Below are 26,657 nucleotides of genomic sequence, written 5' to 3' on the forward strand. Positions count from 1 at the left end.
AAGCCTGGCGGCTAATACCGCCTGGGCTTAATTAATACTGGTCAAATGTTTTCGATAACTACTCGGTGTAAACGAGGTCAGCTTTTTAAAGGTTTTAATAAACAGGCTCGGGCTGCTGTACCCTGATTCATAGGCAATATCCGTCACCGAATAGTTGGTAATTTCCAGCTGCTTTTTGGCAAAATTGATACGGATATCGTTAATTATCTGCATCGGCGTTTTACCATAATATCGCTGGGTCGCCCGGGTTAAATATTCCTGCGTTTTTCCCGATAACCGAACCATATTCTCGAGGGCGCTCTCGCCAAACTCCAGTTTATCGTGCATAGCCTCAACGGTATTTTTTAACCATTGCGGGACGACGTCTGCAACCGGCTCTTCGCGATAGTGACGTAAACGGTTAATGACATAAAAGGAGACCAGCTCGATAAATTCGTCAAATTCCGTTTCGCGAAAATTGAGTGAGGCGATGACCGACTCAATGTAGCCGAGAAAAGCGCTCTGCACGGCGTAGACCTGCGACGCCACCAGGCCAAACGGCAGCAGCGGCAGATAATGTTTCTCAAAGAAGCGCCTGCTGATGCCGACGTTAAGGATGCGCGTCGCACCAAATTCATAGAAGCTCTGGTGGTGCGAACCCATCGGGATAAAGACAAAATCCCCGCGCTCCAGCAGCACCCGTTTGCCATTGATCTCCTGGTAATAGCGCCCGGTTAATACGACGGTAAATTCGTAGTAATCATGCTGGTGGAGCCCGCTCACGCTTTCCGTTTTGTTATAGATGACCACATGAAAGTTCTTCCCGTTGAACAACTGCTGTTCTCTGGCGGTACTGATCTCGGTGGTCATCATCCTGGGCTGCCTCATCGTCGCGATGGCCTATTGTACCTTCTCGTGCAGCTCAATCAATTCCGCTACCAGCTCGCGGGCCAGCATGGAGGTCATCAGGTGATCCTGAGCATGCACCAGCACCAGGCTGACCTTCATTTTCCCCTCGCCCTCGTCGCTTTCGATAAGCTGGGTCTGCACCCGATGCGCCTCGCTCAGCGCCTGACGCGACTGCTCCATCATCGTTTTCGCCGCGGCAAAATCCCCCTGCTTGGCCTGCTTCAGCGCGGCATAGGCCAGACTACGCGCTTGGCCGGAGTTGATAATCAGCCCCATCACCACCTCTTCGAGGTCGTTTTCCGGGGTCTCTACCGCGTCGATGTTGTCCAGATCAAACATAATATTTCCCTCATTTCTCAGGCGGTACGGGACGTTGCCCGTACCGCGCGGTATCAGAATTTCAGTGCGTTGGCGATGTCTTCTTCGCTCTCTTCCTGCTCGATAACGGTCTGCGCTTTATTCGACAGCACCACAAACGGCAGGTAGACCAGGGTGGAGACGCCAAGGTTGAACAGGGCGACCAGCAGAGCGGCGACACTGCCGTTACTGTTAAAGAACGCCCCCAGGCCAGTTGGCATGGTCCACGGCGCCAGGTTGGTCACCGGTGGGATAATCCCCAGGCTGTAGGCCGCGAGAGTAATGGCCGCCAGAATCGGCTGGACCAGCACGAACGGGATGAACATCACCGGGTTCATGATGATCGGCAGGCCAAAAAGAATCGGTTCGTTAATCTGGAAGATGCCTGACGGCAGCGCCAGCTTCGCGACCTGACGATGGTCAGCGCGGCGGGAAGCGATAAAGATGGCGATAATCAGACCCAGCGTCGCCCCGGAACCCCCCAGCAGGATGTAGGAGTCGAGCATCGGCTTGGCCCAGAAGTGGAACTGTTTACCCGCTTCGATCGCCGCATCAACCGATCCGTACTGGTTGTACAGGGCGATGTTTTCCAGCGCCCACGGCGTCATGATGCCGTTATCCAGCGCGGTCAGCGCCAGCGAACCGTGCACCCCGAAGAACCACAGCAGGGAGTTAAAGATGACGTATGCCCAGCCGACCACGCTGCCCATCGCCGCCAGCGGCGTAGAGATGGAGTCCATGATGATCTGGTGGAAGTTGCTGCCGTAGCTCGACAGGGCCCACGAGATAATGCCGAAGATGGAGAGGATCAAGAAGCCAGGGATCAGCGCGGAGAAAGAGCGCGATACCGATCCCGGCACGCTGTCCGGCAGTCTGATCACCCAGTTGCGACGGATCACGAAGGTGAACAGCTCCGCGACAACCAGACCGATAATCATCCCCGAGATGATGTTCTGCCCGCCCAGCCAGTTGGCGCCGACGGCATAGGCTTCGCCCACGCTGTACGGGGTCACGGTCATGAAGGCCGCTACCGCCAGCAGGCCAGCGGCCATCGGGTCGACTTTGCGCTCTTCCGCCAGCGCGGAGCCGATAAAGAATGGCGCCATCAGCGACATAATGCCGAGGGTGCCGTTATAGACGTTGCCGCCGATAGCCTTAAAACCGTTTAAGGTTTCAATGGTAGAGGCATCCAGGCGAATGCCCATGGAGTAAAAGAAAGAGCCTTCGCCGAAGCTCAGAAAAACGTTGTTAATTAATACAAACATGGCCCCGGCGAGGGTCAACGGCATGAGTTTAATAAATCCATTTTTAATCGCATTAATATGCGGCTGCTTTCCTATTTTCACTGCAAAAGGAAGGAGTACCTTTTCAAGCGAGTCGATCACTTTACTCATAGTCAATACCCTTAAAAGCCGCAATAAACTATTACGGCGATGATGTATGAAATTACTCTTTGACGGGAAAATAAACTCTTTATTTTTTGACGTCCGGCAACAGAATGCCGCCAGGCGTCAAAATACATCGAGTTTTAAAATTTAAAATTATTGTGCTGCAGCTTTCTTAATGGCCGCGACGGCGGCTTTCAATACTCCTAAACCATCCACCTTGCCATACAGAAGAGAATCGATGACTTCTACCGGTTTATTCGGCAGCAGGCGCTGAATTTCCGGTAACATATACGCAATTTGTGGCCCTAATAATACAACGTCGGCTTCCGGTCCCTTTTCACCCGCGAGAGTTTCAGGATAGGCTTCAATAATGACCGGGACTTCGTATTTTTCCGCCTGCGCCCGCATTTTGGAGACCAGCAGTGACGTGGACATGCCTGCCGAGCAGAACAGATAAATGTGTTTCTTTTCCATGAACGCTTCCTCAATGTGTGAGACCAGGGCCTTCAATAACCGCTGAGAGCCGGTAAGACTGGTAACATCCGGTTAATTCTGTTTATGGGTTGAGTATACGGCAAGCTGAGCCGTCGTGATAATTCCCTGTTGAACAGAATTGTCTCTCATTGACCTCCGGTTTTGACTACCCTCACATTTTCACCCAAATAATTCGCGCAATTAAATAAGCATCAGGACTCACAAAAAAGCCCGACCAGTGGTCGGGCTTACGTACAACTCAGTCAACAGTAGGGCGCTTACTTAGCGTTGCGCGGATCCGTATCATACTCGGCGCAGGTCTGGTAGCCGGAGTTCATCACGTGCCCCGTTTCGTCGAGGGCCACAAAGTAGGTCTCCACTTTACCATCTCGTTGACCGAGGATATAGGTCTGGCAGGTGCCGCGGGCATGGACCATCGTCACTTCCGTTGAAGGTTTGCCTGCGATCTGCATCACCTGCTGACGCGACATCCCTTTCTTCACATCTTTCACCACCGGCTGGGTAAACTGGTCTTTGGTACGATCGTAAGCGGTACAGCCCGCGAGTAAGGTTAACGCGACGGTGACGCCCAGTATTCCTGCTAAGCTTTTCTTCATTTTGGTTCCTCTCTTCCACTGTGTAACGATAAGCCTGGAATAAATAGTGTTATTTTTCAAGCCGAACAGCGAAATCATGTCTGAGTGTGTTATTACGTAAACAGGATTGACGCTCCGCCGCCGACCGGCGCTTTCTCCTGCGCGGTGGCATCTATAATGAAATCCTATGTCATTGATTGCCTTCTTTTCCGGCAGTCAAAACCCCGGTCCTTGTCGTTTCAGCGGCAAAGAGGTAGCTTTAAGCCAACAGGTTGCCAAACAGATTCACTTTCGGAGGGCGCGATGACGCTACAACAAGAGATTATTCAGGCGCTGGGCGCGAAGCCGCAGATCGATGCCGCAGACGAGATCCGTCGCAGCGTCGATTTCCTGAAATCCTATCTGCAGACTTACCCTTTTATTAAATCACTGGTGCTGGGTATCAGCGGCGGCCAGGACTCGACCCTGACGGGGAAACTGTGCCAGATGGCGATCAATGAACTGCGCGCCGAAACGGGCGACAGCAGCCTGCAGTTTATCGCCGTCCGTTTACCCTACGGCGTGCAGGCGGATGAGCAGGACTGCCAGGATGCCATCGCCTTTATTCAGCCTGACCGGGTGTTGACGGTGAATATCAAAGCCTCGGTACTGGCAAGCGAACAGGCGCTGCGCGAAGCGGGGATCGAACTGAGCGACTTCGTTCGCGGCAACGAAAAAGCCCGTGAGCGCATGAAAGCCCAGTACAGCATCGCCGGGATGACCCAAGGGGTGGTAGTCGGCACCGACCATGCAGCGGAGGCGATTACCGGCTTCTTCACCAAATATGGCGACGGCGGCACCGACATCAACCCGATCTTCCGGCTGAACAAACGTCAGGGCAAACAGCTGCTGGCCCATCTCGGCTGCCCGGAACATCTGTATAAGAAGTTACCGACCGCCGATCTGGAAGACGATCGCCCCTCCCTGCCGGATGAAGTGGCGCTGGGGGTGACCTATGAGAATATCGACGACTATCTGGAAGGCAAAACGCTGGACCCCAGCATCGCCAAAACGATCGAAGGCTGGTATCTGAAAACCGAACACAAGCGTCGGCCACCGATCACCGTCTTTGACGATTTCTGGAAAAAATAGTCCCTCCCCCGCCCCGGCCCGCGCCGGGGTTGTTTTTTGCGCTTTTCGCCGCAAAAACCGCCTGCTATACTGGATAGATAGACAGTATCAGGAGTTATTGTGGCCAGAAAGCAATCTGCCCCGCGTCTGGAGTTTGAGGCGGCGGCGATCTATGAATATCCCGAACACCTTCGCCCGTGGCTGGAGACACTGCCGAAGCTGCCGGGCGTCTATCAGTTTCACGGCGATAGCGACACGATGCCGCTCTATATCGGCAAGAGCGTCAACCTCCGCAGCCGGGTGCTCTCCCACCTGCGCACCCCTGAAGAGGCGGCGATGCTGCGTCAGTCCCGGCGTATCACCTGGCAGCGCACCGCTGGCGAGCTGGGAGCGCTGCTGCTGGAGGCGCGGTTGATTAAAGAGCAGCAGCCGCTGTTTAACAAGCGGCTACGGCGTAACAAGCAACTCTGCGCCTGGCTGCTTGCGGACGACCGGCCGCAGATTGTCTATGCCCGCGAGGTTGATTTCTCGCACCAGCAGCATCTCTATGGTCTGTTCGCCAACCGGCGGGCGGCGCTGCAGATGCTGCAGAGCCTTGCTGACGAACAGCGCCTCTGTTACGGCCTGCTCGGTCTGGAGCCGCTCAGCCGCGGCCGCGCCTGTTTTCGATCCGCGCTCGGCCGCTGCGCCGGCGCCTGCTGTGGAAAGGAGAGCGTGGAGGCGCACCGTCAGCGTCTGCTGGCGCAGATGAGCAAGCTGCAGCTGGTGTGCTGGCCGTGGGCAGGACCGGTGGCGCTGGAGGAGCGCGGCCCGGATATGACGCAGTATCATGTCATTCATAACTGGCTGTGGCTGGGAGCCGTCGACTCGCTCAAAGAGGCCGCTGCGCTGACCCGCCTGCCCGCCGGATTCGACCAGGATGGTTACAAAATCCTCTGTAAGCCTCTGCTCAGCGGCAACTACCCGTTGCATCCGCTTGGCTGAAAGACCAGAAAGAAAAAACCGCCGGCCCTGCCCAACGCCTGATGGCATTATTGGGCAAGACCGGCGGTCTTGATTCAGTGCGCTACATTATTCAGCGGGTGCAGGCATTTTACCTGCCGGCGCGTTGCGTTCTGTCAGATGCTTCTCAAAATTGGCATTGAACTGTTTTTTCTGCTCTGGGGTCAGAATGTTGTAGATCTTGTTCTGCGTTTCCAGGCGGGACAGCGCCATCGCTTTGTGCTGCGCTTCCATCTTATCGATCTGCGCTTCCGCTTTCGCCTTGTCGAAGGTATCGCTGGCGATCAGCTCGTGCATCGCGCGACGTTCGTCAAGGGACGGACGCTTCATGTTTTCGCGCTGGCTCTTCATGATGTCGCGGATCTGCTGCTTCTGCGCATCGGTCAGGTTCAGCCCTTTAAACATCATGTCATGCTGACCCGGGCCGCCTTTATGATGCATCATCATCGGCTTGCTGTCGCTCGGCGCGGTGGTGGTATCGGCGGCGTGTGCCAGGTTAGCCGCGCCCAAAGCCAGAGTAGAGGCAACAAACAGTGCAGTGAGTTTCTTCATCATTCAATCCTTACTTTACGTTATTCTTACGGCGCGTTGCCGTGTTGACGAGATTAACTTTACGACGTTAATCGTCAATTAGTCAGAGCAAGAGTAAAACAATGAAAGTGTAAAAAACAGTTTCTCACCAATTATGGAGAAAATAAGGAATTTGAACGAAGAATTGCAATAAAAAATAAATAACTTGCTGTTTTGCAGAGGAATTATGGAGAGTATAAAGGAGCGACGATTAAAAACAAAGCATTTTACCAGGAATAATCTGCAAATTCACACTGGCGCACGAAAAAATAAGAAGATGAATAACGACGCGCGAAATAAAGCAGGCCGCCCGGCGGACGGCTTGCCCTCAGGATAATTTTTCCAGCATCAGGCCAGCGCGCAGCCCCCTGGCCACCGCCGGATTGGGAAACAGAACATACTCCGGCTCTGCCCCCACCACATACCGCGTCTCCCCCACCTCCGCCAGCAGCGTGCCTGGGGCGAAGGGGGTGAAGTTCAGCGTCTGTTCCGCCATATGCAAGCGGAAATCATCGCTATGGCGGGTGATCTGCTGCACCACCCGGTAGCGCAGCGGCGCCGGGGCGTCGGCAATGGCCAGATCCCCCACCAGCAACCGGGAGATCGCCCCCTCGGCGGCGGCAAACTGCGTCAGATCGTTTTCCCCCAACGGCAGCGCTTTGCCCAGCTCAAGAGTGCAGGCCAGCGCCGCGAACCGTTCGCAGCTGAAATGGGTGAAGGTCCCGCCCGGCTGGCGATGAAACACCAGCGCCTCAAGCCCGGCGCCGCCCAACCAGTGAAGAAAATCCTCCTCCCAGGGCGTATCGCGGGCCGGGAGCACGCCGAAGCGCGGATGCAGCGACCCGCGGATCGCGGTATGCAGATCGAGGTGCCAGCGCGGACCATCATGGTCGCGATAGAAACGGGCCACCGCCTGCTCCAGCCGCTGCGCCCGCTGCGTCTCCTCGCTGGCCGGGAACTGCCGCCAGCGCTCGCCAAACATCCGGTTCATATCGCTGTGCAAATAGCGTTTATTCGCCCGCAGCGCCGGCGGGTTACCGACGATCACCAGCAGCCGCCAGCGCAGGGGGAGAGCCTCCCGGACCAGCCGCTGCACCAGCCGGTCGACAATCTCCACCGGCGCCGTTTCGTTGCCATGGATGGCGCAGGAAAGCACCAGCCCGCGCTCGCAGCGCGCATGCGGCGTCAGCTCGAGGATCCCCTCGCCGAGCCAGTGCCAGCGGAAATGGGCCGTCTCGCCGTGAAAGTGATGGGGCAATCGCCCCGCCAGGGTTAATGCCAGAAAGTGTTCCACCGCGCCCCCTTATTGCTGAAATGGATAAACCGAACCGAGCTGCAGGATCTGGGTCAACCGATCCAGCGCATCGCGCCCTTCCCGCAGCAGCTGTGGGTCGGCGAGGTCGGCCTGGGTGAGGCGGTCGCGATAGTAGCGATCCACCCAGTCATTGAGGGTGGCAAACAGCGTATCGTTCATCAGGACGTGCGGATTGACCGCCTGATACTCCTCGGCCGTCAACACCACCCGCAGGCGCAGGCACGCCGGACCGCCGCCGTTGGCCATACTCTCGCGCAGATCAAACACCTGCAGCGCGGCGATGGGGTTATCTGCGGCCAGCAGCTCATTAAGATAGTTCCACACGCCCGGATGCGCCTGGGCTTCCTGGGGCAGGATCAGCGCCATGCTGCCGTCCGCCCGGCTCAACAGCTGACTGTTGAACAGATAGGTAGCAACTGCCTCTTCCACCGTGACCCGGCTGGCGGGAACCACCAACGGGATAAAGCCCGGCACCTGCTGCGCAAGCTGCTGCAAAACCGCGTCCTGGTCGGCAAAGGCCTGCTCATGGCAGAACAGGACCTGACGGTTGCTCACCGCGATGACGTCGTTATGAAAAACCCCCTTGTCGATCGCCGCCGGATGCTGGCGGGCGAAGATCAGCTGGCGGGGATTGACCTGATTGAGGCGCGCCACCGCCTGGCTTGCCTCAAGGGTTTGCCGCGCCGGATAGCGACGTGGCGCCTCCTCGCTTCCCCGACGGCGGCCATAGACAAATAGCTGGACGCCGGGGGCGCCATATTCGCCGCCGAGACGGTTATGGTTCGCCGCCCCTTCGTCGCCAAACCAGGCAGAGGCAGGCAGCGCCGGGTGGATGGCAAATCGCGTGCGGTCCGGGAATATCGCCTGCAGCAGCGCCCCGGTGGTGGGGGCTTCACTGGCGCGGTGGAATTTATCCTGCAGATTCGCCACCGTCAGGTGCACCAGGCCATCCAGCGAATCGGCGGAGGGACAGACGGTCGCGGCGTTCGCCACCCACATCGCCGAGGCCGAACTCACCGCCGACAACAGATCCGGATCCTGCTGGGCCGCACGGGCCACCACCTGCTCATCGCTGCCGCTAAAGCCCAGCTGACGCAGGAGCGGCACGTTGGGTCGTTCCTGAGGGGGGATCACCGCCTGCGGATAGCCGGCGTCGGCAAGGGCTTTCATTTTTTTCAGCCCCTGCTTCGCCGCCAGCTGCGGGTTCGACACCCGATAGCGGTGCCGGGTGGAGGCCTCATTGCCAAAGGAGAGCCCTGCGTAGTGATGGGTCAGTCCGGGCAGACCATCAAAGTTGACTTCGCGGGCGGTCATAACGCCTCCCCGGCCCGGAAGTCGAGCCCCGGATTGAGACTGGCGGGCAGCGTCAGGGTCGGCGATTCGAGACTGGCCATCGGCCAGGCGCAATAATCTGCGGCATACCAGGCCCCGGGGCGATGATTGCCTGAGGCTCCGGTGCCGCCGAACGGCGCGGTACTCGCCGCCCCGGTCAGGGGTTTGTTCCAGTTGACTATCCCGGCCCGCGCCTCAAGCAGCAGCCGATCGAACTTCTCTCGTTCCGGGGAGATTAACCCGCAGGAGAGGCCGAAGCGGGTGGCGTTGGCCAGGGCAATCGCCTCTTCGAAAGTATCGTAGCGCCAGACGCCAAGCAGCGGGCCGAACACCTCTTCATCCTCGACCTGGGCCATGTCGCTCATGTTGACAATCCCCGGCGTCAGCAGCGACGTCCCGGCCTGCAATAACCGCGGCTCCAGCAGGGTGACCGCGCCAGCAGCGACCCGCTGCAGCCAGGCCTGATGCACTTTCTGCGCGGCCTGTTCAGAGATAAGCCCGCCGAGAAACGGCTGCGGCTCGGCGTCCCACGCCGCGGGGATCAGCCGTTGGCTGACCGTCACCAGCCTGGAGAGGAAGGCATCCCCCGCCTCTCCGCGCCGGACCAGCAGGCGTCGGGCGCAGGTGCAGCGCTGGCCGGCGGTAATAAAGGCGGACTGGATGGTCAGATGCACCGCGGCATCGACGTCCCGTGGGTCGTCAACGATCAGCGGATTATTGCCGCCCATCTCCAGCGCAAGGATCTTTTGCGGCTGCCCGGCCAGCTGGCGATGCAGATGAAAACCGGTGGTCGAGCTGCCGGTAAACAGCAGCCCATCGATGTCCGCCTGGCCGCTGAGCGCCTCGCCGGTTTCCCGACCGCCCTGCAGCAGGTTGAGCACGCCGGCGGGCAGGCCAGCTTGCTCCCACAGCTTCACCACCGCTTCGCCGCTGTGCGGGGTTAATTCGCTGGGTTTAAAGACCACAGTATTGCCCGCCAGCAACGCCGGCACGATATGCCCGTTCGGCAGATGGCCGGGAAAGTTATAGGGACCAAAGACCGCCAGCACGCCATGCGGCCGGTGACGCAGCGTCGCGGCGCCATCGGGCAGATCGCTGTGCTGTTCACCAGTGCGGGTGTGATACGCCTTCACCGAGATCGCCACCTTGTTGATCATCGCCGTCACTTCCCCGGCCGCCTCCCAGCGCGGCTTTCCGGTCTCGGCGCCGATAATCGCCGTCAGCTCCGCCTTGCTGGCCTCCAGCAGGCTGGCAAACTTTTCGACGATGGCCTGGCGGTCGGCAAACGGCAGCCGCGCCCAGGCCGGGAACGCCTGGCGGGCAGCCGCGACCGCCTCGGCAACCTGCCCGGCATCCGCCGCCTCGCCCTGCCAGACAATCTTCAGGTTGACCGGATCCTGTTTGCTGAAGCGCGGCCCATCGCCGGGCCGCCATTCGCCGTTAATCCACAGACTCATGCGGTTTTCTCCTCAGGGATCAAGCGCACCATGCGCACCTGGTCGCCAGCATGACACTTCAGCATATCCAGCTCGCGGGCGCTGAGGGTCAGGGTGTCGCCATCCGGGTCGGCACGCACCAGCAGGGCGCGGAACTGGTGATACTGTTCGTTCGCCACGAGGCACAACGGCCAGTCGCCGGGTGGCGTTTCGCCGGCCTCGGTGGTCACCAGACGGCTTTTGCGGATCGCCCGCACCCGGTCGATATCGCACTCCAGGGTCGGGCCACCGTCGAAAATATCGATGTAGTTCAGGTAGCGGAATCCCTCTTTCTCCAGCACCGTCCGGGCCGGGGCGGTCTGCGGATGGACCTTGCCGATCACCGCCTGCGCCTCGGGGGTGAGGAAATCGATATACAGCGGATGCTTGGGCATCAGGGCGGCAATGAAAGCCTTTTGTCCGGTGCCGCACAGGTAGTCGGCGCGGGAAAACTCCATGGCGAAAAAGCGTTTGCCCAGGCTCTCCCAGAACGGGGAATAGCCGTGCTCGTCAATCACCCCGCGCATCTCGGCGACCACCTTCTCATTGAAGCGCTCGCGAAAAGCGGCCATAAATAAGAAGCGCGATTTCGACAGCAGATAGCCATTGCCCTCTTTGCGCCACTGCGGGTCGAGGAAAAGGGTGCACAGCTCACTGCTGCCGGTGTGGTCGTTGCTGAGAAACAGCGTCGGCAGCGCCTGGTAGACGTTAAGCTCCTTCGAGGCATGGACCTGAGTGCCGACCCGGTAGTTGTACCAGGGATCGTTGAGGCCCACCGCCACCTCTATCGCGCAGATGCCCACCACCGTGCCGCTCTCGCTCTCCTCCAGCACAAAGACATAGCCCTGCTCGCTTTTCGGCAGCTCGCCGCGCCAGGTTTGCTGCGAGCGGGCGATCCGCGCCGCGAGGGTCGCTTCATCCACCGGCAGCGAGGTCAGCCCGCCGCCGGTCTCCGCTGCCAGCTTCAGCAGCCCGGGCAGATCGCCCGGCTCCACCGGTCGAATAACCATCATGATGAGACTCCCGCCAGGAAACGCGCGCAGGCCCGCTCGACGCGATCCAGACCGCTGTTCACCTCTTCTTCACTGACGTTCAGCGCCGGAGCGAAACGCACCACGTTGGCGCCGGCGATCAAGATCATCACCCCCTCTTCCGCCGCCAGGTTGCTGAGGGCTTTCGCCTTCCCGGCCCAGGCGTCGTTCAGCACGCAGCCGAGCAACAGCCCCAGGCCGCGGATCTCCTTGAACAGGCCATAGCGGGCGTTGATCGCCTGCAGACGTTCGCAAAACCACTGATGGCGCTGTCTGACGCCGGAGAGCACTTCCGGAGTGTTGACGATCGACAGCAGCTCGCCGGCCACCGCCCCCGCCAGCGGGTTGCCGCCGTAGGTGGTGCCGTGGGTGCCGACGGTCATCACGCTGGCGCAGGCCTCTGTGGCCAGCAGCGCGCCGATGGGGAAGCCGCCGCCCAGCGCTTTGGCGGTAGTCAGCACATCGGGCGTCACGCCGTAGTGCATATAGGCGTACAGCTCGCCGGTGCGCCCGACCCCAGTCTGCACTTCATCGAAAATCAGCAGGGCGTTGTGCTGGTCGCAAAGCTGACGCAGGCCGCGTAAAAACTCGACGCTGGCCGGCACCACGCCCCCTTCACCCTGCACCGGCTCGACGATCACCGCGCAGGTTTGGTCATTGATCAAGGCCTTTGCCGACTCGAGATCGTTAAACACCGCATGCTGGATCTGCGGCGGCAGCGGAGCAAAATCCCGGGAGTAGGCCGGCTGACCGCCCGCCGAAACGGTGAACAGCGTCCGCCCGTGGAAAGCGTTCTGAAAGGCGACGATGCCGCTTTTCTCGCTGCCAAAGCGATCGTGGGCATATTTACGCGCCAGCTTGAGCGCCGCCTCATTGGCCTCGGCCCCGGAGTTACAGAAGAAGACCCGGTCGGCGAAAGTGGCATCAATAAGCATTTTGGCCAGCCGCAGGATCGGCTCATTCGTATACCCGTTGCCGGTATGCCAGAACTTGCCCGCCTGCTCGGTGAGGGCCTGCACCAGACGCGGATGCGCATGCCCCAGCGCGTTCACGGCGATGCCGCCGGCAAAATCGATATACTCTTTGCCCTGCTGATCCCACAGCCGCGACCCGGCGCCCCGCACCGGAATAAACGCCGCTGGCGCGTAGACCGGCATCATCCATTCATCAAAGTGGTTACGCGTAATTGACTGAGACATATCGACCTCTTCCGGTAAATTAAAAGTAGCAATAATGTTAATAAATATGAGTTATTACGCTGTAAATGTAGATTGCACGGTTCGTGCCAGCCAGCGATAAAAATGCATAAACCGGATGAGATAACGCAATATCAACGAGTTACAACCTAACGCTATTCATATAAAATGCATATTTAGTGAATAACTATCCGATAAAGGGGGATGAACAGTGATTAAAGAAGATAAGTTATGCAACGGTAAGATATAATTCTGTAATTGTGATCTTCTGCGAAATTTATCGTAGATATTTGCCCTTTTTTGGCGCGGCGTGCCCGCAAAAGGGGCACCCACGGCACGATCATGCGCAGCGATTGGCAGAATGACGCATCGGATGGCAGCCAGCCTGGCGAATTTCTGCTACCATCCCTGCACTATTCACCTTGCACAGTGGCAGCGACTATGAAATTCGTCTCTTTTAATATCAACGGCCTGCGCGCCCGCCCACACCAACTGGCCGCCATCGTCGAAAAACACCAGCCGGACGTGATTGGCCTGCAGGAAACCAAAGTTCACGACGACATGTTCCCTCTCGAAGAGGTCGCCAGACTCGGCTATAACGTCTTTTATCACGGCCAGAAAGGCCATTATGGCGTCGCGCTGCTGACCAAAGAGACGCCGATTGCCGTCCGCCGCGGTTTCCCGAACGATGGCGAAGAGGCTCAGCGCCGCATCATCATGGCGGAGATCCCGTCGCCCTTCGGTAACGTCACGGTGATTAACGGTTATTTCCCGCAGGGTGAAAGCCGCGATCATGAGACCAAATTCCCGGCCAAAGCGGCGTTCTATCAGAATCTGCAGAACTACCTGGAGAGCGAGCTCAACAAAGAGAATCCGGTACTGATCATGGGCGATATGAACATCAGCCCTACCGATCTCGACATCGGTATCGGTGAAGAGAACCGCAAACGCTGGCTGCGCACCGGCAAATGTTCCTTCCTGCCGGAAGAACGGGAATGGATGGATCGCCTGCTGGGCTGGGGCCTGGTAGATACCTGGCGTCAGGCTAACCCTGACAATCATGAGCACTTCTCGTGGTTTGATTACCGCTCCAAAGGCTTTGACGATAACCGTGGGCTGCGCATCGACCTGCTGCTGGCCAGTCAGCCTCTGGCCCAGCGCTGCGTGGAGACCGGGATCGATTATGAGATCCGCGGGATGGAAAAACCATCCGACCACGCGCCGGTGTGGGCCACCTTCCGGCCGTAAGTCACGTCCTTCTCTCGCCTCCCGCCGCGCGGGGGGCAGAATTTCCTGAGCAAAATCAACAAAGCGACGGTAAACCATTGTGACCGTCGTCGGAACAGGATACTGTCGCGCGCACTTTTTGACGTCCACCGCGTCCAGGCTGTACAGGAGACCCCTTCATGAAAAAGAAGCCATCATCCGGCCATTGGTAAAGGGCTGGTACTTCTCGCGCTGGCGGCCACGCTGGCCGTTATCAGCCACCGCGTTGGTCTTCACGATCTGCTGACTCACCTGCATCTGCTGCAGGAGACCCTCCGCCATCATGGCGCCTGGGGCTATCTGGTCTATGTTGCGCTATTTATCATTGCCACCCTGTGCCTGATCCCCGGCAGCCTGCTGGTGATCGCCGGCGGGGTGCTTTTCGGCCCGCTGACCGGCTCTCTGCTCTCGTTTGCCGCCGCCACCGTCGCCTCTTCGTTGTCGTTTTTGATCGCCCGCTGGCTGGGGCGCGATCTGCTGCAGCGCTATGTAGGCCATACCGCCGTCTTCCAGGCCATTGAGCGCGGTATCGCCCGCAGCGGCAGCGATTTCCTGATCCTCACCCGCCTGGTGCCACTCTTTCCCTACAACATTCAGAATTACGCCTACGGCCTGACGGCGATCCCCTTCTGGCCTTTTACTCTGATCTCCGCCGTGGCCACCCTGCCGGGCCTGGTCATCTATTCGGTGATGGCCAGCGAACTGGCCCGCGAAGGAGCGACCCTCGCTTTCGCGCTCAAGTTGAGCCTCGCCGGCGGGCTGCTGTTTGCCCTGGTGCAGATGGGCAAACGGTTTGCCCGCGCCCGCCGTGTGGCAACGCCCGGCGAGGAGGTGCGCCATGACCCGACCTGATCGCCGTCACCTGCGCCGCGCCAGGCTGGCCCTTGCCGTGGTGGCTGTCGCCGGCCTGACCGCCTGGCTGTGGTTCCCCGACGGGCGAGCCTTTCTGCAACACAGCCTGACGGCGTTAGCGTCGCTGGATCCCCAGTATGTCAAAAACTTTATCGCCGCCTGGGGGACGCAGGCGGCGCTGGTCTCTTTTGCGCTAATGATCCTCCAGGCGATCGTCGCCCCGCTGCCGGCCTTCCTGATCACCCTGGCGAACGCCGCGCTGTTCGGCGCCTTCTGGGGAGGCATGCTGTCGTGGTTCAGCGCCATGGTCGGGGCCGGGCTCTGCTTTTGCATCGCCAGAGCGCTGGGGCGCGAGATGGTGGAGAAGCTCACCGGCCGCACGGTGCTGCGCAGCGTCGACGGCTATTTCGCCCGCTATGGCGCGCAGACGATCCTGATCTGCCGCCTGCTGCCGTTTGTCCCTTTTGATCCGGTCAGCTATGCCGCCGGACTGACCTCGCTGCGCTTCTGGCCCTTTATGCTGGCCACCGGCGTGGGCCAGCTGCCGGCGACCATCGTCTATTCCTGGGCCGGGAGCCTGCTGACCGGAGGCGCCTTCTGGCTGGCCACCGGCCTTTCGCTGCTTTTGGCCCTGGCGGTGGTCATCTCCATCGCCAAAAATATTTACCGTGAACGTCATAAGAGATCGTCGCCATGAGCTTACCCCCGCTGGATACTGTCCCCCTGATCCTTCGTCCGCAGGCCTGGCTGCACCGCCGGCATTACGGCCAGGTGCTGAGCCCCATTCGCTGGTGGGGACGGATCCCGTGGCTGTTTTACCTGGTTTCGCTGTTCGTGGGCTATATTGAACGCCGCCGCTCGCCGTTGGATCCGGTGCTGCGCTCGCTGGTCAGCGCCCGCATCGCCCAGCTGTGCCACTGCGAATTCTGCATCGATATCACCAGCATGACCCTCGCGGCGCGGAGCGGGAGCCAGGACAAGCTGCTGGCGGTCGCCGACTGGCGCAGCAGTAAGCTGTTCAGCGAAAAAGAGCGTCTGGCGCTGGCCTATGCCGAAGCCGCCACCCAGACGCCGCCGGAGGTGGATGATGCCCTGCGTAGCGCGATGGCCGCGCATTTTGACGCCCGGGCGCTCACCGAGCTGACCGCCCTGATTGGCCTGCAAAATTTATCGGCGCGGTTCAATGCCGCGATGGCGATCCCTGCCCAGGGGCTGTGCAAGATACCTGGTTCTTCCCCGCACCATAAGGAGTAACGATGCGCCGTTTGCGTGATTTCAGCCTCTGTCTGTGCCTGCTGCTTCTCTGGCCGCTGGTGGTTCAAGCCGACGACAGCTGGCGGCAGACCCAGACGGAAGCCCGCGGCCAGACCGTCTGGTTTAACGCCTGGGGTGGAGACCCGGCCGTCAACCGCTATCTGGCGTGGGTCAGCGAGGAGGTCAAACGCCACTACGCGATCGACCTGCGTATTGTCCCTATCGCCGATGCCGCCGACGCGGTGAAACGCATCCAGACTGAGGCGCAGGCCGGCCGTCGCCGCGGCGGGTCGGTGGATCTCCTGTGGATCAACGGCGAGAACTTTCACACCCTAAAACAGGCCAACCTGCTGCTCACCGGCTGGGCAGAATCGCTGCCCAACTGGCGCTATGTCGATCTGCAAAAACCGGTTCAGGAAGATTTTTCTGTCGCCACCGAGGGCGCGGAGTCGCCGTGGGGCAGCGCCCAGTTGACGTTTATCGCCCGCCGCGGGCAAACGCCGCAGCCACCCACCAGCCCGCAGGCGCTGCTGGCCTTCGCCAGAGCCCATCCCGGCAGCGTGACCTACCCGCGGCCGCCGGACTTTACAGGTACCGCCCTGCTGGAGCAGCTGCTGATCGCCCTCACCGACCAGCCTGCCGCCCTGCGCCAGCCGCCGGAGACGGCGACCTTCTCGGCGGTCACCGCCCCGCTGTGGCGCTATCTCGATGCGCTGCACCCGACGCTGTGGCGGGCGGGTAAGGATTTCCCGGCGTCGCCGGCGCGGATGGACGCCATGCTCAACCAGGGCACCCTCCGCCTGTCGCTGACGTTTAACCCGCTGCACGCCCGGCAGAAAGCCGCCAGCGGCGAATTACCGACGGACAGCTACAGCTTCGGCTTTACCGCGGGGACCCTCGGCAACGTCCATTTCGTTACCATCCCGGCTAACGCCCGCGCTGTCGCTGGCGCCAAAGTAGTGGCCAATTTCCTGCTCTCCCCTGAGGCGCAATTGCGCAAGGCCGATGCCGCCGTCTGGGGCGATCCGAGCGTACTGGATCCGCAGCGTCTGCCTGACGGCCAGCGCCAGGCGCTGGCGGCAGCCCTGCCGCAGGATCTGCCGCCGGTGCTTGCCGAGCCTCACGCGGCATGGGTTGACGCGCTGGAGCAGGAATGGCTGCGCCGCTACGGTACCCACTGATCCTGCTGGCCTGGGGGGCGATGGCGGTGATCTATCTGCCGCTGCTCCCCGCCGCCGGGGAACTGGTGGGCGCTGCGCGCTCCCCGGCCCACTGGCGGGCGCTGTTCGCCGACCCGCAGCTGGGCCAGGCGCTGGCCGCCACCCTCGTCTCCACGCTGTTATCCGTCGGCGGCGCGCTGCTGATCGCCCTGACCATCGTCGCCGCCCTCTGGCCTTCGGCCCGCTGGCGGCGGCTGGCTTCCCGTCTGCCGCTGCTGCTGGCGGTGCCCCATCTCGCCCTGGCGACGGCGGCGCTGCTGCTGTTCGCCGAAGGGGGCTGGCTCTGGCAGCAGTTGCCGTTTCTGACGCCGCCGGTCAACCGGTACGGCATCGGGCTTGGCCTGACGATGGCCCTGAAAGAGAGCGCCTTTGTGCTGTGGGTGATCTACGGCCTGCTGGGGGAGGCGCGCCTCGCCGACCAGGCGACAGCGCTAAAGAGCCTCGGTTACGGCCGCTGGCAGTGCCTGCGCTGGCTGGTGCTGCCTGCGCTGCTGCCCGCCCTCGGCATGGTGCTGCTGGCCGCCGCGGCCTGGAGCCTGTCGACGGTAGACGTCGCCCTGGTGCTGGGGCCCGGCAATCCGCCCACCCTTGCCGTGCTGGCGTGGCAGTGGTTAAGCCAGGGCGATGACATGCAGCAGGCGAAAGGGGCGCTGGCCAACCTGCTGCTGCTGGCGATCCTCGGCGGGCTGGCGCTGGTCGCCTGGGGCGGATGGCGGCTACAGCGTCGGCGTCTGCCCGATCTGCGCGGCATTCGGCATCCCCATCCCCACGCCCTGCCCGGCCGCCTGCTGGCGAGTGCCCTGCCGCTGAGCGGCCTGCTGTGCGCGCTATTGCTGGCGGGGCTGGCGCGCTCGGCGCCGCCGCAGATGGATGCCCTGGGCAACAGCCTTGGCCTCGCGCTGATGGCTTGCGCCCTCGGCGCGGCCGTCTGCCTGCTGTGGCTGGCCTGCGGCCCGAAGCGGGGAGATGGCTGGGTCTGGCTGCCGCTGGTGCTGCCGGCCCTGCCGCTGGCCGATGGCCAGTACCGGCTGGCGCTGTACGCCTGGCTAGACGGCGAATGGTGGACCGTCCTGTGGGGCCATCTGCTGTGGGTGGTGCCGTGGATGCTATTTATTTTGCGCCCGGCCTGGCGCCAGCACGATCCGCGGATGACGGTGATCGCCCGCACGCTCGGCTGGGGACCCACGCGTATTTTCTGGCTGTTGACTCTGCCCTCGCTGACCCGCCCACTGCTGACCGCCCTGGCGGTGGGCTTCTCGGTGAGCATCGCGCAGTATCTGCCAACGCTATGGCTGGGGGCAGGCCGTATCCCGACGCTCACCAGCCAGGCGGTGGCGCTCAGCAGCGGCGGCGAGGCGCAGACGCTTGCCGCCCAGGCGCTGTGGCAATTACTGCTGCCGGCGGTATGCTTTATCCTGACGGCCCTGCTGGCCTGGCTGGCAGGCCGCTATCGACGAGGACTTCGCTAGTGCTAACCGTAAACCATCTGACCCTAAGCGTGAACCGTCAGCCGCTGCTGCGGGAGGTCGACTTTTCGGTGGCCCCGGGTGAAGTGCTGACGCTGATGGGCCCTTCCGGCAGCGGAAAATCGACGCTGTTTGCGTGGATGATTGGCGCCCTGGCCGGCGACTTCCGCACCGAGGGCGAGCTGTGGCTCAACGGGCGGCGGTGCGATACGCTGCCCACGGAGCGCCGGCGCATCGGCATCCTGTTTCAGGACCCGTTGCTGTTCGACCATTTCAGCGTCGGGCAAAATTTACAGCTGGCGCTACCGGAAAGCGTGCGCGGCGAGGCGCGAAAAGCCGCGGTGGAGCAGGCGCTCAGTCGCGCCGGGCTGCATGGCTTCGCCGCGCGCGATCCGGCCACGCTCTCCGGCGGACAGCGGGCGCGGGTGAGTCTGCTGCGCGCCCTGCTGGCGCGCCCCGAAGCGCTGCTGCTGGATGAACCCTTCAGCCGCCTGGATGCCGCCCTGCGCGCCGCGTTCCGCCGCTGGGTATTTGAGGAACTGGCCCGCCAGGCCATTCCGGCGATCCTGGTGACCCACGATCGCGAGGACTGTCCGCCGACGGGGCGCTGCCTGACGATGGAGCGCTGGCAATGAAGAGCAATAGCGTGCAAACCTGCGTTACCGCAAAGAAATCAACGCCTGGCAAGCGGAGAATACGCCCTCCACTTTTTACCGTCGGGCATTTCGATGAAACGTGTTTCTCAATTGACCGCACTCGCCCTGTTCATGGGGCTTGCTGCTTCCACCACCTTCGCCGCTGAAACCATGCCAGCGCTCACTCTTTCCCACCTGCAACAGCAGCACGGCGTGGCCATCGACACCCGCCTGAGCGCTTATTACAACGGCTGGCCGCAGCGCGCCAACGGCCCGGAAGGGCATGAGCCGCAGGCGCTGAATCTTTCCGCCCGCTGGCTCGGCGCCATGAGCGACGAGCAGCTCCGCGGCTGGGCTAAGCAGCACCAGCTCCAGGCCGATACCCCCCTCGCGCTGTACGGCAGTCCTGAGGATAACGCCAGCGTCGCGGCGCGACTGAAACAAGCGGGCTTCACCCGGCTCAACACCCTGAGCGACGCCCTGAGCCAGGGAGACCGTCTGCAAAAGCTGCCGCACTTTGAACAGCTGGTTTATCCGCAATGGTTGCACGACCTGCAGCAAGGGAAAAGCGTGGCCGCCGCCCCGGCCGGCGACTGGAAAGTAGTTGAGGCCGCCTGGGGGGCGCCGAAGCTCTATCTGCTGAGCCATATCCCGGGCGCGGGCTATATCGATACCAATGAGGTGGAGAGCGAACCGCTGTGGAATAAAGTGTCCGATGCGCAGCTGAAGGCGATGCTGGCGAAGCACGGCATCCGCCATGACACCACGGTGATCCTCTACGGTCGCGACGTTTACGCCGCGGCGCGTGTGGCGCAGATCATGCTGTACGCCGGCGTCAAAGACGTGCGCCTGCTGGACGGCGGCTGGCAGACCTGGTCCGACGCCGGTCTGCCGGTGGAGCGCGGCATGCCGCCGACGCCGCAGCCGGCGCCAGATTTTGGCGCGCCGATCCCCGGCCAGCCGCAGCTGATGCTGGATACCGAGCAGGCCCGCGGCCTGCTCCACCGTCAGGACGCCTCGCTGGTCAGCGTCCGCTCGTGGCCGGAGTTTATCGGCACCACCAGCGGCTACAGCTATATCAAACCGAAGGGCGATATCGCCGGCGCCCGCTGGGGCCATGCCGGAAGCGACTCCACGCACATGGAAGACTTCCATAACCCGGACGGCACCATGCGCAGCGCCGACGATATCGCTGCCCTGTGGCGCCAGTGGAACATCCTGCCGAACCAGCAGGTGGCGTTCTATTGCGGGACCGGCTGGCGGGCCTCGGAAACCTTCATGTATGCCCGGGCCATGGGCTGGCCGCACGTCGCTGTCTATGACGGCGGCTGGTACGAATGGAGCAGCAACCCGCACAATCCGGTCGCCCGCGGCGAGCGCGGCCCGGAAAGCAGTCAGTACCCCCCCCCCCACCAGCGCGTCGCCACCAGCCGGCGACGCGCGCTTTCCCGCTCACGCCACCCGCTTTAAGGTCTGGTAGCCGCTGGCGATACGCGTCGCCGTCGTCAGCCAGCATAGCGCGCCAAACAGCCACGCCAGCCAGGCAAAATGTGCCGGAAACAGGCAGCTGAGGACAAACAGCAGGATGGTTTCCGTCCCCTCCGTCAGCCCCCCGAGGTAGTGCAGCGATTTATGGGCATAGCCGGGATTGGCGATCTGGTGCTTTGCCGCCAGCGCGGCAAAGGCGAGAAAGCTGCTGCCGGTGCCGATAAAGGCAAACAGCAGCCAGCCGCCCGCCAGGGCGTTATTCTGCGGATCCGCCAGGATAAAACCGAACGGCACCAGGGCATAGAAGAGAAAATCCAGTGAGATATCGAGAAAACCGCCGGCGTCGCTCAGCCCGCGCCGCCGCGCCAGGGCGCCGTCCAGGCCGTCCAGCAGGCGGTTGAGAAGAATGGCCGCCAGCGCCGCGCCATACCACCCTAATGCCAGAAATGGCAGAGCCAGCACGCCGATGGCAAAACCGAGCAGCGTCAGCCTGTCTGGTGAAATACCCGGGCGGTCAAGCGCGCCGGCGACAGCGTTAAGGAGGGGTTTGAGGCGAGGATGCAGGTGGCTATCAAGCACGAGGATCTCCAGCAGAGTTGGCGGTTGTCAGTGAAGGTCTATGGCGGTGATAATAGGCCAGTTTGGCCTTATTAACGTTGATGCTTATGCTAAAAATGATTGAAGTTGTCGCCGCCATTATTGAACAGGATGGCAAAATTCTGCTGGCGCAGCGCCCGCCCCACGCCGACCAGCCGGGAATGTGGGAGTTCGCCGGCGGCAAAGTGGAGCCAGGTGAAAGCCAACCGCAGGCGCTGACCCGGGAACTCCAGGAGGAAATGGGCATCATCGCCCACCCGGCATGCTATATCGCCAGCCATCAGCGGGAAGTCTCCGGTCGTCAGATCCATCTGCACGCCTGGTGGGTGCCGGATTTTCAGGGCGTGCCGCTGGCCCACTATCACAGCCAGCTGCGCTGGTGCCTTCCTGCCGACGCCTTAACCCTCGATCTCGCCCCGGCCGATATCCCCCTCCTGCACGCCTTTATCGCCCGGCGCCCGTCCCTTTCCCTCCGCTGATCCGCTCGCCGCCTCGTCATCGTTTTTAGTTATGACGGGCGGGCAATTATAAATTTTGCTGACGGCTTAATTTTTCCTTGCTTGCCTAAGGATTAGCGGTGTTATAGTCGGAAAATCGGTTTTTTCAAGGACCGAATCATAATAAATACATGCAACCACAACCATAAGGGGAACTTATATCTATGGATCAGACGTGCACTCTGGAAGGCTTTCTCACCCGCGTTCAACAGCGCGATCCCCATCAAACCGAATTTGCTCAAGCCGTCCGGGAGGTCATGACCACCCTGTGGCCTTTCCTTGAGGAAAATCCGCGCTATCGTCAGCTTGCTTTGCTGGAACGTCTGGTGGAACCGGAGCGCGTGATCCAGTTCCGCGTGGTGTGGGTGGACGACCGCAATCAGGTCCAGGTCAACCGCGCGTGGCGCGTGCAGTTCAACTCGGCCATCGGCCCGTATAAGGGCGGAATGCGCTTCCACCCGTCGGTAAACCTGTCGATTCTCAAATTCCTTGGCTTCGAGCAGACCTTCAAAAACGCCCTGACCACGCTGCCGATGGGCGGCGGGAAAGGCGGCAGCGATTTCGATCCTAAAGGCAAGAGCGATGGCGAAGTGATGCGCTTCTGCCAGGCGCTGATGACCGAGCTTTATCGCCATCTGGGCCCGGATACCGACGTACCGGCGGGCGATATCGGCGTCGGCGGCCGCGAGGTCGGCTTTATGGCCGGAATGATGCGTAAGCTCTCCAACAACAGCGCCTGCGTCTTCACCGGTAAAGGCCTCTCATTCGGCGGCAGCCTGATCCGTCCGGAAGCCACCGGTTACGGCCTGATCTACTTCACCGAAGCGATGCTCAAACGTCACGGCCTCGGCTTCGAAGGCGCTCGCGTGGCGGTTTCCGGCTCCGGCAACGTCGCGCAATACGCCATTGAGAAAGCGATGGAGCTTGGCGCGCGGGTGGTCACCGCCTCCGACTCCAACGGCACCGTCGTTGACGAAGCGGGCTTCACCAAAGAAAAACTGGCCCGCCTGATCGACATCAAAGAGCGTGCCCACGGCCGGGTGGCCGACTACGCCCGCGAATTTGGCCTCACCTATCTCGAAGGCCAGCAGCCGTGGTCAGTGCCGGTGGATATCGCTCTGCCTTGCGCCACCCAGAACGAACTGGATGCCGACGCCGCTCGCCAGCTGATTGCCAACGGTGTGAAGGCCGTGGCGGAAGGCGCCAACATGCCAACCACCATCGCCGCGACCGATCTGTTCCTTGAAGCTGGCGTGCTGTTTGCCCCGGGCAAAGCGGCCAACGCCGGCGGCGTGGCGACGTCCGGTCTGGAGATGGCGCAGAACGCCGCGCGCATGGGCTGGAAAGCGGAAAAAGTGGATGCCCGTCTGCATCACATCATGCTGGATATCCACCACGCCTGCGTGCAGTACGGCGGTGAAGCGAAGCAGACCAACTACGTGCGCGGCGCCAATATCGCTGGTTTCGTCAAGGTGGCGGACGCCATGCTGGCCCAGGGCGTGATTTAACCTCCCCTCACGCCATCCCGGCGGCTGCCCGCCGGGATGTCTCTCACGATGACATCGTGATCACCACTTTCCCCAGATGCTGACCACTGTCCAGACAGGCATGCGCCTCGGCAATTTCCGCCATCGGGTAGCTGGCGTAGATCATCGGCTTGCATTTCCCAGCCTCAAGCAGCGGCCAGACGTGGCGCCGCAGCGCCTCGGCAATCTCCTGTTTCTCCGCCGCCGTCCGGCCGCGCATGGTGGAACCGGTGACGGTGGCCCGCTTGAGCATCAGGGTCTGAATGTCGACCTCATGGGCCATTCGCCCGCCCATAAAGCCGATGATGACCAGCCGCCCGTCCTTTTTCAGCAGCCCCAGGTTGCGGTTAAAGTAAGGGCCGCCCACGATATCCAGAATGACATCCACCCCTTCATCGTTGGTCAGCTGATGAATTTTCTCAGCGAAATCTTCGGTTTTGTAGTTGATCGCCGTGGCGTAGGGCCGCAGCGCGGCAATTTTTTCGTCCTGGCCGACGGTGGCATAGACGGTCATCCCCAGCGCGTGACACAACAGGATCGCGGTGGTGCCAATCCCGCTGGCGCCGCCGTGGATCAGAATGCTCTCGCCGGGCTGCAGCTTACCGAGCTGGAAAACGTTCGCCCACACCGTGAAGAAGGTTTCCGGAATGGCGGCCGCTTCGCTAAAGCTGAGGCCAGCCGGGATCGGCAGCGTCTGGCCTGCCGGGACGGCGCAGTATTCGGCATACCCGCCGCCGTTGGTCAGCGCGCAGACGCGATCCCCGGGGGCAAAGGCCGCAACCTGCGCACCAACCTTCACGACCACGCCCGCCACCTCGAGGCCGGGCACGGGGGTAACCCCCTCAGGCATGGGATACAGACCCTGGCGCTGCAGAATATCCGGCCGGTTGACGCCCGCCGCTTTCACCTCGATGAGCACCTCATGCTCCCCGATAGTGGGGATCTCACCTTCGCGGATCTGTAAAACCTCCGGGCCACCCGGTTGGCTGATAGCGATATATTTCACGGGTCCTCCTTATCGCCTGTCAGAGAATTAAGCAAGGCATCGGGAAGGGCAATGGGCGCCCCCGTTCTGCGGGGCGATCGTCCCCCCCTTCCCGGCTGTTTAGTGTAGACCATTGACCAGTCTGGCGGAGAAACGGCGGCCGTGGGGAATGGCCTCCTCACGGCCGCCGGGCAGGTTATTGCGGCGGCGGCGCGGCATCCTCTGCCGCTTTTTTGCCTTTCGCTTTGCCTTTACTGAACGATTTTTTCGCCCCGCCCGGCGCCACCAGACCGCGGAACTGGCGCACCGGCGTGCTGCGCGCCTGCTCGATTAGCTGATACAGCGTGCCCACCAGCGGCTGCATAAAGTCCTGATAGCGGCACTGTTTCTCGCTGATTTGCGTCAATACCGACTCCCAGTGGGCGGTCATGTCCGGTCGACCGGCCATCTCCGGCAGGGAATGAATCAGCGCCCTTCCGGCCTCCGAGGAGTGGATATAGCGCCCCTTTTTAGTCAGGAAACCGCGCTTAAACAGCAGCTCGATAATCCCGGCGCGGGTTGCTTCGGTGCCGAGGCCGTCAGTAGCGCGGAGGATCTTCTTCAGATCTTTATCCTGCACGAAGCGGGCAATCCCGGTCATCGCCGACAGCAGCGTGGCGTCGGTAAAGTGGCGCGGCGGCTGCGTCTGGCGCTCCACCACTTCGCCCCTCTCGCACAGCAGTTCATCGCCTTTGGCCACCACCGGCAGCGGCGTGCCGTCGTTCTCTTCATCGCGCTCTTTGCTGCCAAGCAGCGTCCGCCAGCCCGCCTCGGCCAGAAAACGCGCTTTGGCGACAAACTTACCGTTGGCGATCTCGAGGTCAATCTGGCATTTACGGAACACCGCGTCCGGGCAGAACTGCATCAGATACTGGCGGGCGATCAGGGTGTAGACCTTCGCTTCGTTATCGGTGAGTTTGACCTGGCTGCTGCGGGCGGTCGGGATAATCGCATGGTGCGCGTCGACCTTTTTATCATCCCAGCAGCGGTTGCGGATCTCCGGATCCACCACCGGCTGCGGCAGCAGATCCGCCGCATGGACGGCAATCGCATTCAGCACCGCATGGCGGCCGGCGAAATGTTCTTCCGGCAGGTAGCGGCTGTCCGAGCGCGGATAGGTGATGAGCTTGTGGGTTTCATACAGCTTCTGGCAGATATCCAGCACGTTTTGCGCGCTGAAGCCGAAACGTTTGGCCGCCTCAATCTGCAGCGCCGACAGCGAAAACGGCAGCGGCGCGGGTTCGGAATCGCGCTTATCGTTATAGCCGGTCACCAGCGCCGGCTGGCCTTCAATACGCTTAACCACGTGCTCGGCCAGCGGACGATGCAGCAGGCGCCCTTCTTCATCCTGGTAAGGTTCGCAGGCTTCGCTCGGCACCCAGGTCGCGACAAAGCGCTCCTCCTGCGGCGTGACGATATGCGCTTTGACATCGAAGAAGTCTTTGGCGACGAAGTTTTCAATCTCTTCATCGCGGCGCACCACCAGGCCGAGCACCGGGGTCTGCACCCGCCCCACGGAGAGCACCCCCTGATAGCCGGCGTTGCGCCCCAGCAGGGTATAGGCCCGGGTCATATTGATGCCGTACAACCAGTCGGCGCGCGCCCGCGCCAGCGCCGACACGCAAAGCGGCACAAACTCGCTGTTAGCGCGCAGGCGGTTGATCGCCCGCTCAACCGCCTGCGGGTTAAGATCGTTTATCAAACAGCGCTGCACCTGCTGACGCTTCTCCGGCGCCAGCTGCAGGTAGTCGAGCACCTCATCCACCAGCAGCTGCCCCTCACGGTCGGGGTCGCCGGCGTGGATAACCTCCTCGGCCTCGCCGAGCAGGCGCTTGATGACATTCAGCTGTTTGGTGACCGAAGGTTTTGGCTGCAGCTGCCATTTCTCCGGCACAATTGGCAGATCGGTGAGATTCCAGCGGGCATAGCGGCTGTCATAGACGTCCGGCTGCGCCTGCTCCAGCAGGTGACCGATACACCAGGTGACCACCTGCCCGTTGCCGCACTCAATAAAGCCATCGCCTTTGCGATGCGGTTTAGGCAACACATCGGCGATAGCCCGACCGAGACTCGGTTTTTCTGCAATAAACAACCGCAT

At 61.4% G+C, this 26,657-nt stretch carries 27 protein-coding genes and 1 pseudogene; 12 read left to right on the forward strand and 16 right to left on the reverse strand.

Annotation, left to right across the window (positions count from 1 at the left end; genetic code table 11):
- Positions 1-27 precede the first annotated feature (27 nt).
- The 6 genes from chbR to osmE form a co-directional block, all read right to left on the reverse strand.
- Positions 28-852, reverse strand: coding sequence for a transcriptional regulator ChbR (gene chbR, locus MKS11_RS18685; RefSeq protein ID WP_004203825.1), 825 nt, complete (start codon positions 850-852; stop codon positions 28-30).
- Between the two features lie 27 nt (positions 853-879).
- Entirely contained in the window at positions 880-1,227 is a 348-nt protein-coding gene (gene chbA, locus MKS11_RS18690) for a PTS N,N'-diacetylchitobiose transporter subunit IIA (RefSeq protein ID WP_004203824.1), read from the reverse strand.
- A gap of 53 nt (positions 1,228-1,280) precedes the next feature.
- Positions 1,281-2,639, reverse strand: coding sequence for a PTS N,N'-diacetylchitobiose transporter subunit IIC (gene chbC / locus MKS11_RS18695; protein WP_004203823.1), 1,359 nt, complete (start codon positions 2,637-2,639; stop codon positions 1,281-1,283).
- A gap of 11 nt (positions 2,640-2,650) precedes the next feature.
- Positions 2,651-2,767 carry a hypothetical protein gene (locus tag MKS11_RS18700; RefSeq protein WP_032425961.1) on the reverse strand — a complete coding sequence of 39 codons (117 nt, stop codon included), beginning with the start codon at positions 2,765-2,767 and terminating at the stop codon, positions 2,651-2,653.
- Positions 2,768-2,786: 19 nt separating this feature from the next.
- A complete protein-coding gene (gene chbB / locus MKS11_RS18705; RefSeq protein WP_002901547.1) occupies positions 2,787-3,107 on the reverse strand; it encodes a PTS N,N'-diacetylchitobiose transporter subunit IIB in 321 nt (106 codons plus the stop codon).
- A gap of 278 nt (positions 3,108-3,385) precedes the next feature.
- Complete coding sequence (gene osmE, locus MKS11_RS18710; protein ID WP_049116281.1) at positions 3,386-3,724, reverse strand: osmotically-inducible lipoprotein OsmE; 339 nt, start codon at positions 3,722-3,724, stop codon at positions 3,386-3,388.
- A gap of 282 nt (positions 3,725-4,006) precedes the next feature.
- Here osmE and nadE point away from each other — a divergent pair, with 282 nt between their 5' ends.
- Complete coding sequence (gene nadE, locus MKS11_RS18715; RefSeq protein WP_004203821.1) at positions 4,007-4,834, forward strand: ammonia-dependent NAD(+) synthetase; 828 nt, start codon at positions 4,007-4,009, stop codon at positions 4,832-4,834.
- A 99-nt stretch (positions 4,835-4,933) separates the two neighbouring features.
- Positions 4,934-5,797, forward strand: coding sequence for an excinuclease Cho (cho, locus tag MKS11_RS18720; RefSeq protein WP_064150251.1), 864 nt, complete (start codon positions 4,934-4,936; stop codon positions 5,795-5,797).
- Positions 5,798-5,884: 87 nt separating this feature from the next.
- Here cho and spy read toward each other — a convergent pair whose 3' ends face one another.
- The 6 genes from spy to MKS11_RS18750 form a co-directional block, all read right to left on the reverse strand.
- Positions 5,885-6,370: an ATP-independent periplasmic protein-refolding chaperone Spy gene (spy, locus tag MKS11_RS18725; protein WP_072096650.1), complete on the reverse strand. Its 486-nt coding sequence runs from the start codon at positions 6,368-6,370 to the stop codon at positions 5,885-5,887.
- A gap of 343 nt (positions 6,371-6,713) precedes the next feature.
- On the reverse strand, positions 6,714-7,679 hold the full coding sequence (gene astE / locus MKS11_RS18730) for a succinylglutamate desuccinylase (RefSeq protein ID WP_087771644.1): 966 nt from the start codon (positions 7,677-7,679) through the stop codon (positions 6,714-6,716).
- 9 nt (positions 7,680-7,688) lie between these two features.
- Entirely contained in the window at positions 7,689-9,014 is a 1,326-nt protein-coding gene (gene astB / locus MKS11_RS18735) for an N-succinylarginine dihydrolase (protein ID WP_065904694.1), read from the reverse strand.
- Positions 9,011-10,489 carry a succinylglutamate-semialdehyde dehydrogenase gene (gene astD, locus MKS11_RS18740; RefSeq protein WP_017898661.1) on the reverse strand — a complete coding sequence of 493 codons (1,479 nt, stop codon included), beginning with the start codon at positions 10,487-10,489 and terminating at the stop codon, positions 9,011-9,013. The genes astB and astD overlap by 4 nt, the downstream gene beginning before the upstream one ends.
- Positions 10,486-11,520: an arginine N-succinyltransferase gene (gene astA, locus MKS11_RS18745; RefSeq protein WP_032437637.1), complete on the reverse strand. Its 1,035-nt coding sequence runs from the start codon at positions 11,518-11,520 to the stop codon at positions 10,486-10,488. The genes astD and astA overlap by 4 nt, the downstream gene beginning before the upstream one ends.
- Positions 11,517-12,737, reverse strand: coding sequence for an aspartate aminotransferase family protein (locus MKS11_RS18750; RefSeq protein WP_004203812.1), 1,221 nt, complete (start codon positions 12,735-12,737; stop codon positions 11,517-11,519). Before MKS11_RS18750 ends, astA begins: the two co-directional genes overlap by 4 nt.
- A 438-nt stretch (positions 12,738-13,175) precedes the next feature.
- Here MKS11_RS18750 and xthA point away from each other — a divergent pair, with 438 nt between their 5' ends.
- Positions 13,176-13,982: an exodeoxyribonuclease III gene (gene xthA, locus MKS11_RS18755; protein WP_004203811.1), complete on the forward strand. Its 807-nt coding sequence runs from the start codon at positions 13,176-13,178 to the stop codon at positions 13,980-13,982.
- Positions 13,983-14,138: 156 nt separating this feature from the next.
- Here the strand turns inward: xthA and MKS11_RS18760 are convergent, their stop codons facing one another.
- Complete coding sequence (locus MKS11_RS18760) at positions 14,139-14,282, reverse strand: hypothetical protein (RefSeq protein ID WP_017898588.1); 144 nt, start codon at positions 14,280-14,282, stop codon at positions 14,139-14,141.
- Between MKS11_RS18760 and MKS11_RS18765 the strand changes: the two genes are divergently transcribed.
- The 7 genes and pseudogenes from MKS11_RS18765 to MKS11_RS18795 all read left to right on the forward strand — a co-directional run.
- The gene (locus MKS11_RS18765) at positions 14,214-14,852 is read left to right on the forward strand and encodes a TVP38/TMEM64 family protein (RefSeq protein ID WP_227523454.1); all 639 of its coding nucleotides are present in this window, start codon (positions 14,214-14,216) and stop codon (positions 14,850-14,852) included. The genes MKS11_RS18760 and MKS11_RS18765 overlap by 69 nt on opposite strands.
- Positions 14,839-15,549, forward strand: a complete 711-nt coding sequence (locus tag MKS11_RS18770) for a TVP38/TMEM64 family protein (RefSeq protein ID WP_017898589.1) — start codon at positions 14,839-14,841, stop codon at positions 15,547-15,549. The genes MKS11_RS18765 and MKS11_RS18770 overlap by 14 nt, the downstream gene beginning before the upstream one ends.
- Positions 15,546-16,106: a carboxymuconolactone decarboxylase family protein gene (locus tag MKS11_RS18775; protein WP_043521274.1), complete on the forward strand. Its 561-nt coding sequence runs from the start codon at positions 15,546-15,548 to the stop codon at positions 16,104-16,106. The genes MKS11_RS18770 and MKS11_RS18775 overlap by 4 nt, the downstream gene beginning before the upstream one ends.
- A gap of 2 nt (positions 16,107-16,108) precedes the next feature.
- Positions 16,109-17,287, forward strand: a complete 1,179-nt coding sequence (locus tag MKS11_RS18780) for an ABC transporter substrate-binding protein (RefSeq protein ID WP_087771642.1) — start codon at positions 16,109-16,111, stop codon at positions 17,285-17,287.
- Positions 17,260-18,795, forward strand: a complete 1,536-nt coding sequence (locus MKS11_RS18785; protein WP_087771641.1) for an ABC transporter permease subunit — start codon at positions 17,260-17,262, stop codon at positions 18,793-18,795. The genes MKS11_RS18780 and MKS11_RS18785 overlap by 28 nt, the downstream gene beginning before the upstream one ends.
- Positions 18,795-19,427 carry an ATP-binding cassette domain-containing protein gene (locus MKS11_RS18790; protein ID WP_284109648.1) on the forward strand — a complete coding sequence of 211 codons (633 nt, stop codon included), beginning with the start codon at positions 18,795-18,797 and terminating at the stop codon, positions 19,425-19,427. The genes MKS11_RS18785 and MKS11_RS18790 overlap by 1 nt, the downstream gene beginning before the upstream one ends.
- A 93-nt stretch (positions 19,428-19,520) precedes the next feature.
- Positions 19,521-20,825 (forward strand): annotated as a pseudogene (locus MKS11_RS18795) (sulfurtransferase); the annotation flags it as partial.
- A 54-nt stretch (positions 20,826-20,879) separates the two neighbouring features.
- Here the strand turns inward: MKS11_RS18795 and MKS11_RS18800 are convergent.
- Complete coding sequence (locus MKS11_RS18800) at positions 20,880-21,494, reverse strand: CDP-alcohol phosphatidyltransferase family protein (protein WP_004203800.1); 615 nt, start codon at positions 21,492-21,494, stop codon at positions 20,880-20,882.
- Positions 21,495-21,580: 86 nt separating this feature from the next.
- Here MKS11_RS18800 and MKS11_RS18805 point away from each other — a divergent pair, with 86 nt between their 5' ends.
- Both MKS11_RS18805 and gdhA read left to right on the forward strand, forming a co-directional pair.
- A complete protein-coding gene (locus MKS11_RS18805) occupies positions 21,581-21,991 on the forward strand; it encodes a pyrimidine (deoxy)nucleoside triphosphate diphosphatase (protein WP_025999077.1) in 411 nt (136 codons plus the stop codon).
- 182 nt (positions 21,992-22,173) lie between these two features.
- Positions 22,174-23,517 (forward strand): NADP-specific glutamate dehydrogenase, encoded by a 1,344-nt coding sequence (gdhA, locus tag MKS11_RS18810; protein WP_004203797.1) that lies wholly within the window; start codon positions 22,174-22,176, stop codon positions 23,515-23,517.
- 43 nt (positions 23,518-23,560) lie between these two features.
- Here the strand turns inward: gdhA and MKS11_RS18815 are convergent, their stop codons facing one another.
- Entirely contained in the window at positions 23,561-24,541 is a 981-nt protein-coding gene (locus tag MKS11_RS18815; RefSeq protein WP_004203796.1) for an NAD(P)H-quinone oxidoreductase, read from the reverse strand.
- A gap of 175 nt (positions 24,542-24,716) precedes the next feature.
- The gene (locus MKS11_RS18820) at positions 24,717-26,657 is read right to left on the reverse strand and encodes a DNA topoisomerase III (protein ID WP_004203795.1); all 1,941 of its coding nucleotides are present in this window, start codon (positions 26,655-26,657) and stop codon (positions 24,717-24,719) included.

Origin of the sequence: Klebsiella sp. K5-45, assembly GCF_030128605.1 — a bacterium.
Lineage (GTDB): Bacteria > Pseudomonadota > Gammaproteobacteria > Enterobacterales > Enterobacteriaceae > Klebsiella > Klebsiella quasipneumoniae.

Excerpts from the sequence above, each read along its gene's own strand:
- chbR (WP_004203825.1), bottom strand. The coding sequence starts at position 852 with ATGATGACCACCGAGATCAGTACCGCCAGAGAACAGCAGTTGTTCAAC.
- chbA (WP_004203824.1), bottom strand. The coding sequence starts at position 1,227 with ATGTTTGATCTGGACAACATCGACGCGGTAGAGACCCCGGAAAACGAC.
- chbC (WP_004203823.1), bottom strand. The coding sequence starts at position 2,639 with ATGAGTAAAGTGATCGACTCGCTTGAAAAGGTACTCCTTCCTTTTGCA.
- MKS11_RS18700 (WP_032425961.1), bottom strand. The coding sequence starts at position 2,767 with ATGTATTTTGACGCCTGGCGGCATTCTGTTGCCGGACGTCAAAAAATA.
- chbB (WP_002901547.1), bottom strand. The coding sequence starts at position 3,107 with ATGGAAAAGAAACACATTTATCTGTTCTGCTCGGCAGGCATGTCCACG.
- osmE (WP_049116281.1), bottom strand. The coding sequence starts at position 3,724 with ATGAAGAAAAGCTTAGCAGGAATACTGGGCGTCACCGTCGCGTTAACC.
- nadE (WP_004203821.1), top strand. The coding sequence starts at position 4,007 with ATGACGCTACAACAAGAGATTATTCAGGCGCTGGGCGCGAAGCCGCAG.
- spy (WP_072096650.1), bottom strand. The coding sequence starts at position 6,370 with ATGATGAAGAAACTCACTGCACTGTTTGTTGCCTCTACTCTGGCTTTG.
- astB (WP_065904694.1), bottom strand. The coding sequence starts at position 9,014 with ATGACCGCCCGCGAAGTCAACTTTGATGGTCTGCCCGGACTGACCCAT.
- astD (WP_017898661.1), bottom strand. The coding sequence starts at position 10,489 with ATGAGTCTGTGGATTAACGGCGAATGGCGGCCCGGCGATGGGCCGCGC.
- astA (WP_032437637.1), bottom strand. The coding sequence starts at position 11,520 with ATGATGGTTATTCGACCGGTGGAGCCGGGCGATCTGCCCGGGCTGCTG.
- MKS11_RS18750 (WP_004203812.1), bottom strand. The coding sequence starts at position 12,737 with ATGTCTCAGTCAATTACGCGTAACCACTTTGATGAATGGATGATGCCG.
- xthA (WP_004203811.1), top strand. The coding sequence starts at position 13,176 with ATGAAATTCGTCTCTTTTAATATCAACGGCCTGCGCGCCCGCCCACAC.
- MKS11_RS18760 (WP_017898588.1), bottom strand. The coding sequence starts at position 14,282 with ATGGCGGAGGGTCTCCTGCAGCAGATGCAGGTGAGTCAGCAGATCGTG.
- MKS11_RS18770 (WP_017898589.1), top strand. The coding sequence starts at position 14,839 with ATGACCCGACCTGATCGCCGTCACCTGCGCCGCGCCAGGCTGGCCCTT.
- MKS11_RS18775 (WP_043521274.1), top strand. The coding sequence starts at position 15,546 with ATGAGCTTACCCCCGCTGGATACTGTCCCCCTGATCCTTCGTCCGCAG.
- MKS11_RS18780 (WP_087771642.1), top strand. The coding sequence starts at position 16,109 with ATGCGCCGTTTGCGTGATTTCAGCCTCTGTCTGTGCCTGCTGCTTCTC.
- MKS11_RS18785 (WP_087771641.1), top strand. The coding sequence starts at position 17,260 with ATGGCTGCGCCGCTACGGTACCCACTGATCCTGCTGGCCTGGGGGGCG.
- MKS11_RS18805 (WP_025999077.1), top strand. The coding sequence starts at position 21,581 with ATGCTAAAAATGATTGAAGTTGTCGCCGCCATTATTGAACAGGATGGC.
- gdhA (WP_004203797.1), top strand. The coding sequence starts at position 22,174 with ATGGATCAGACGTGCACTCTGGAAGGCTTTCTCACCCGCGTTCAACAG.
- MKS11_RS18820 (WP_004203795.1), bottom strand. The coding sequence starts at position 26,657 with ATGCGGTTGTTTATTGCAGAAAAACCGAGTCTCGGTCGGGCTATCGCC.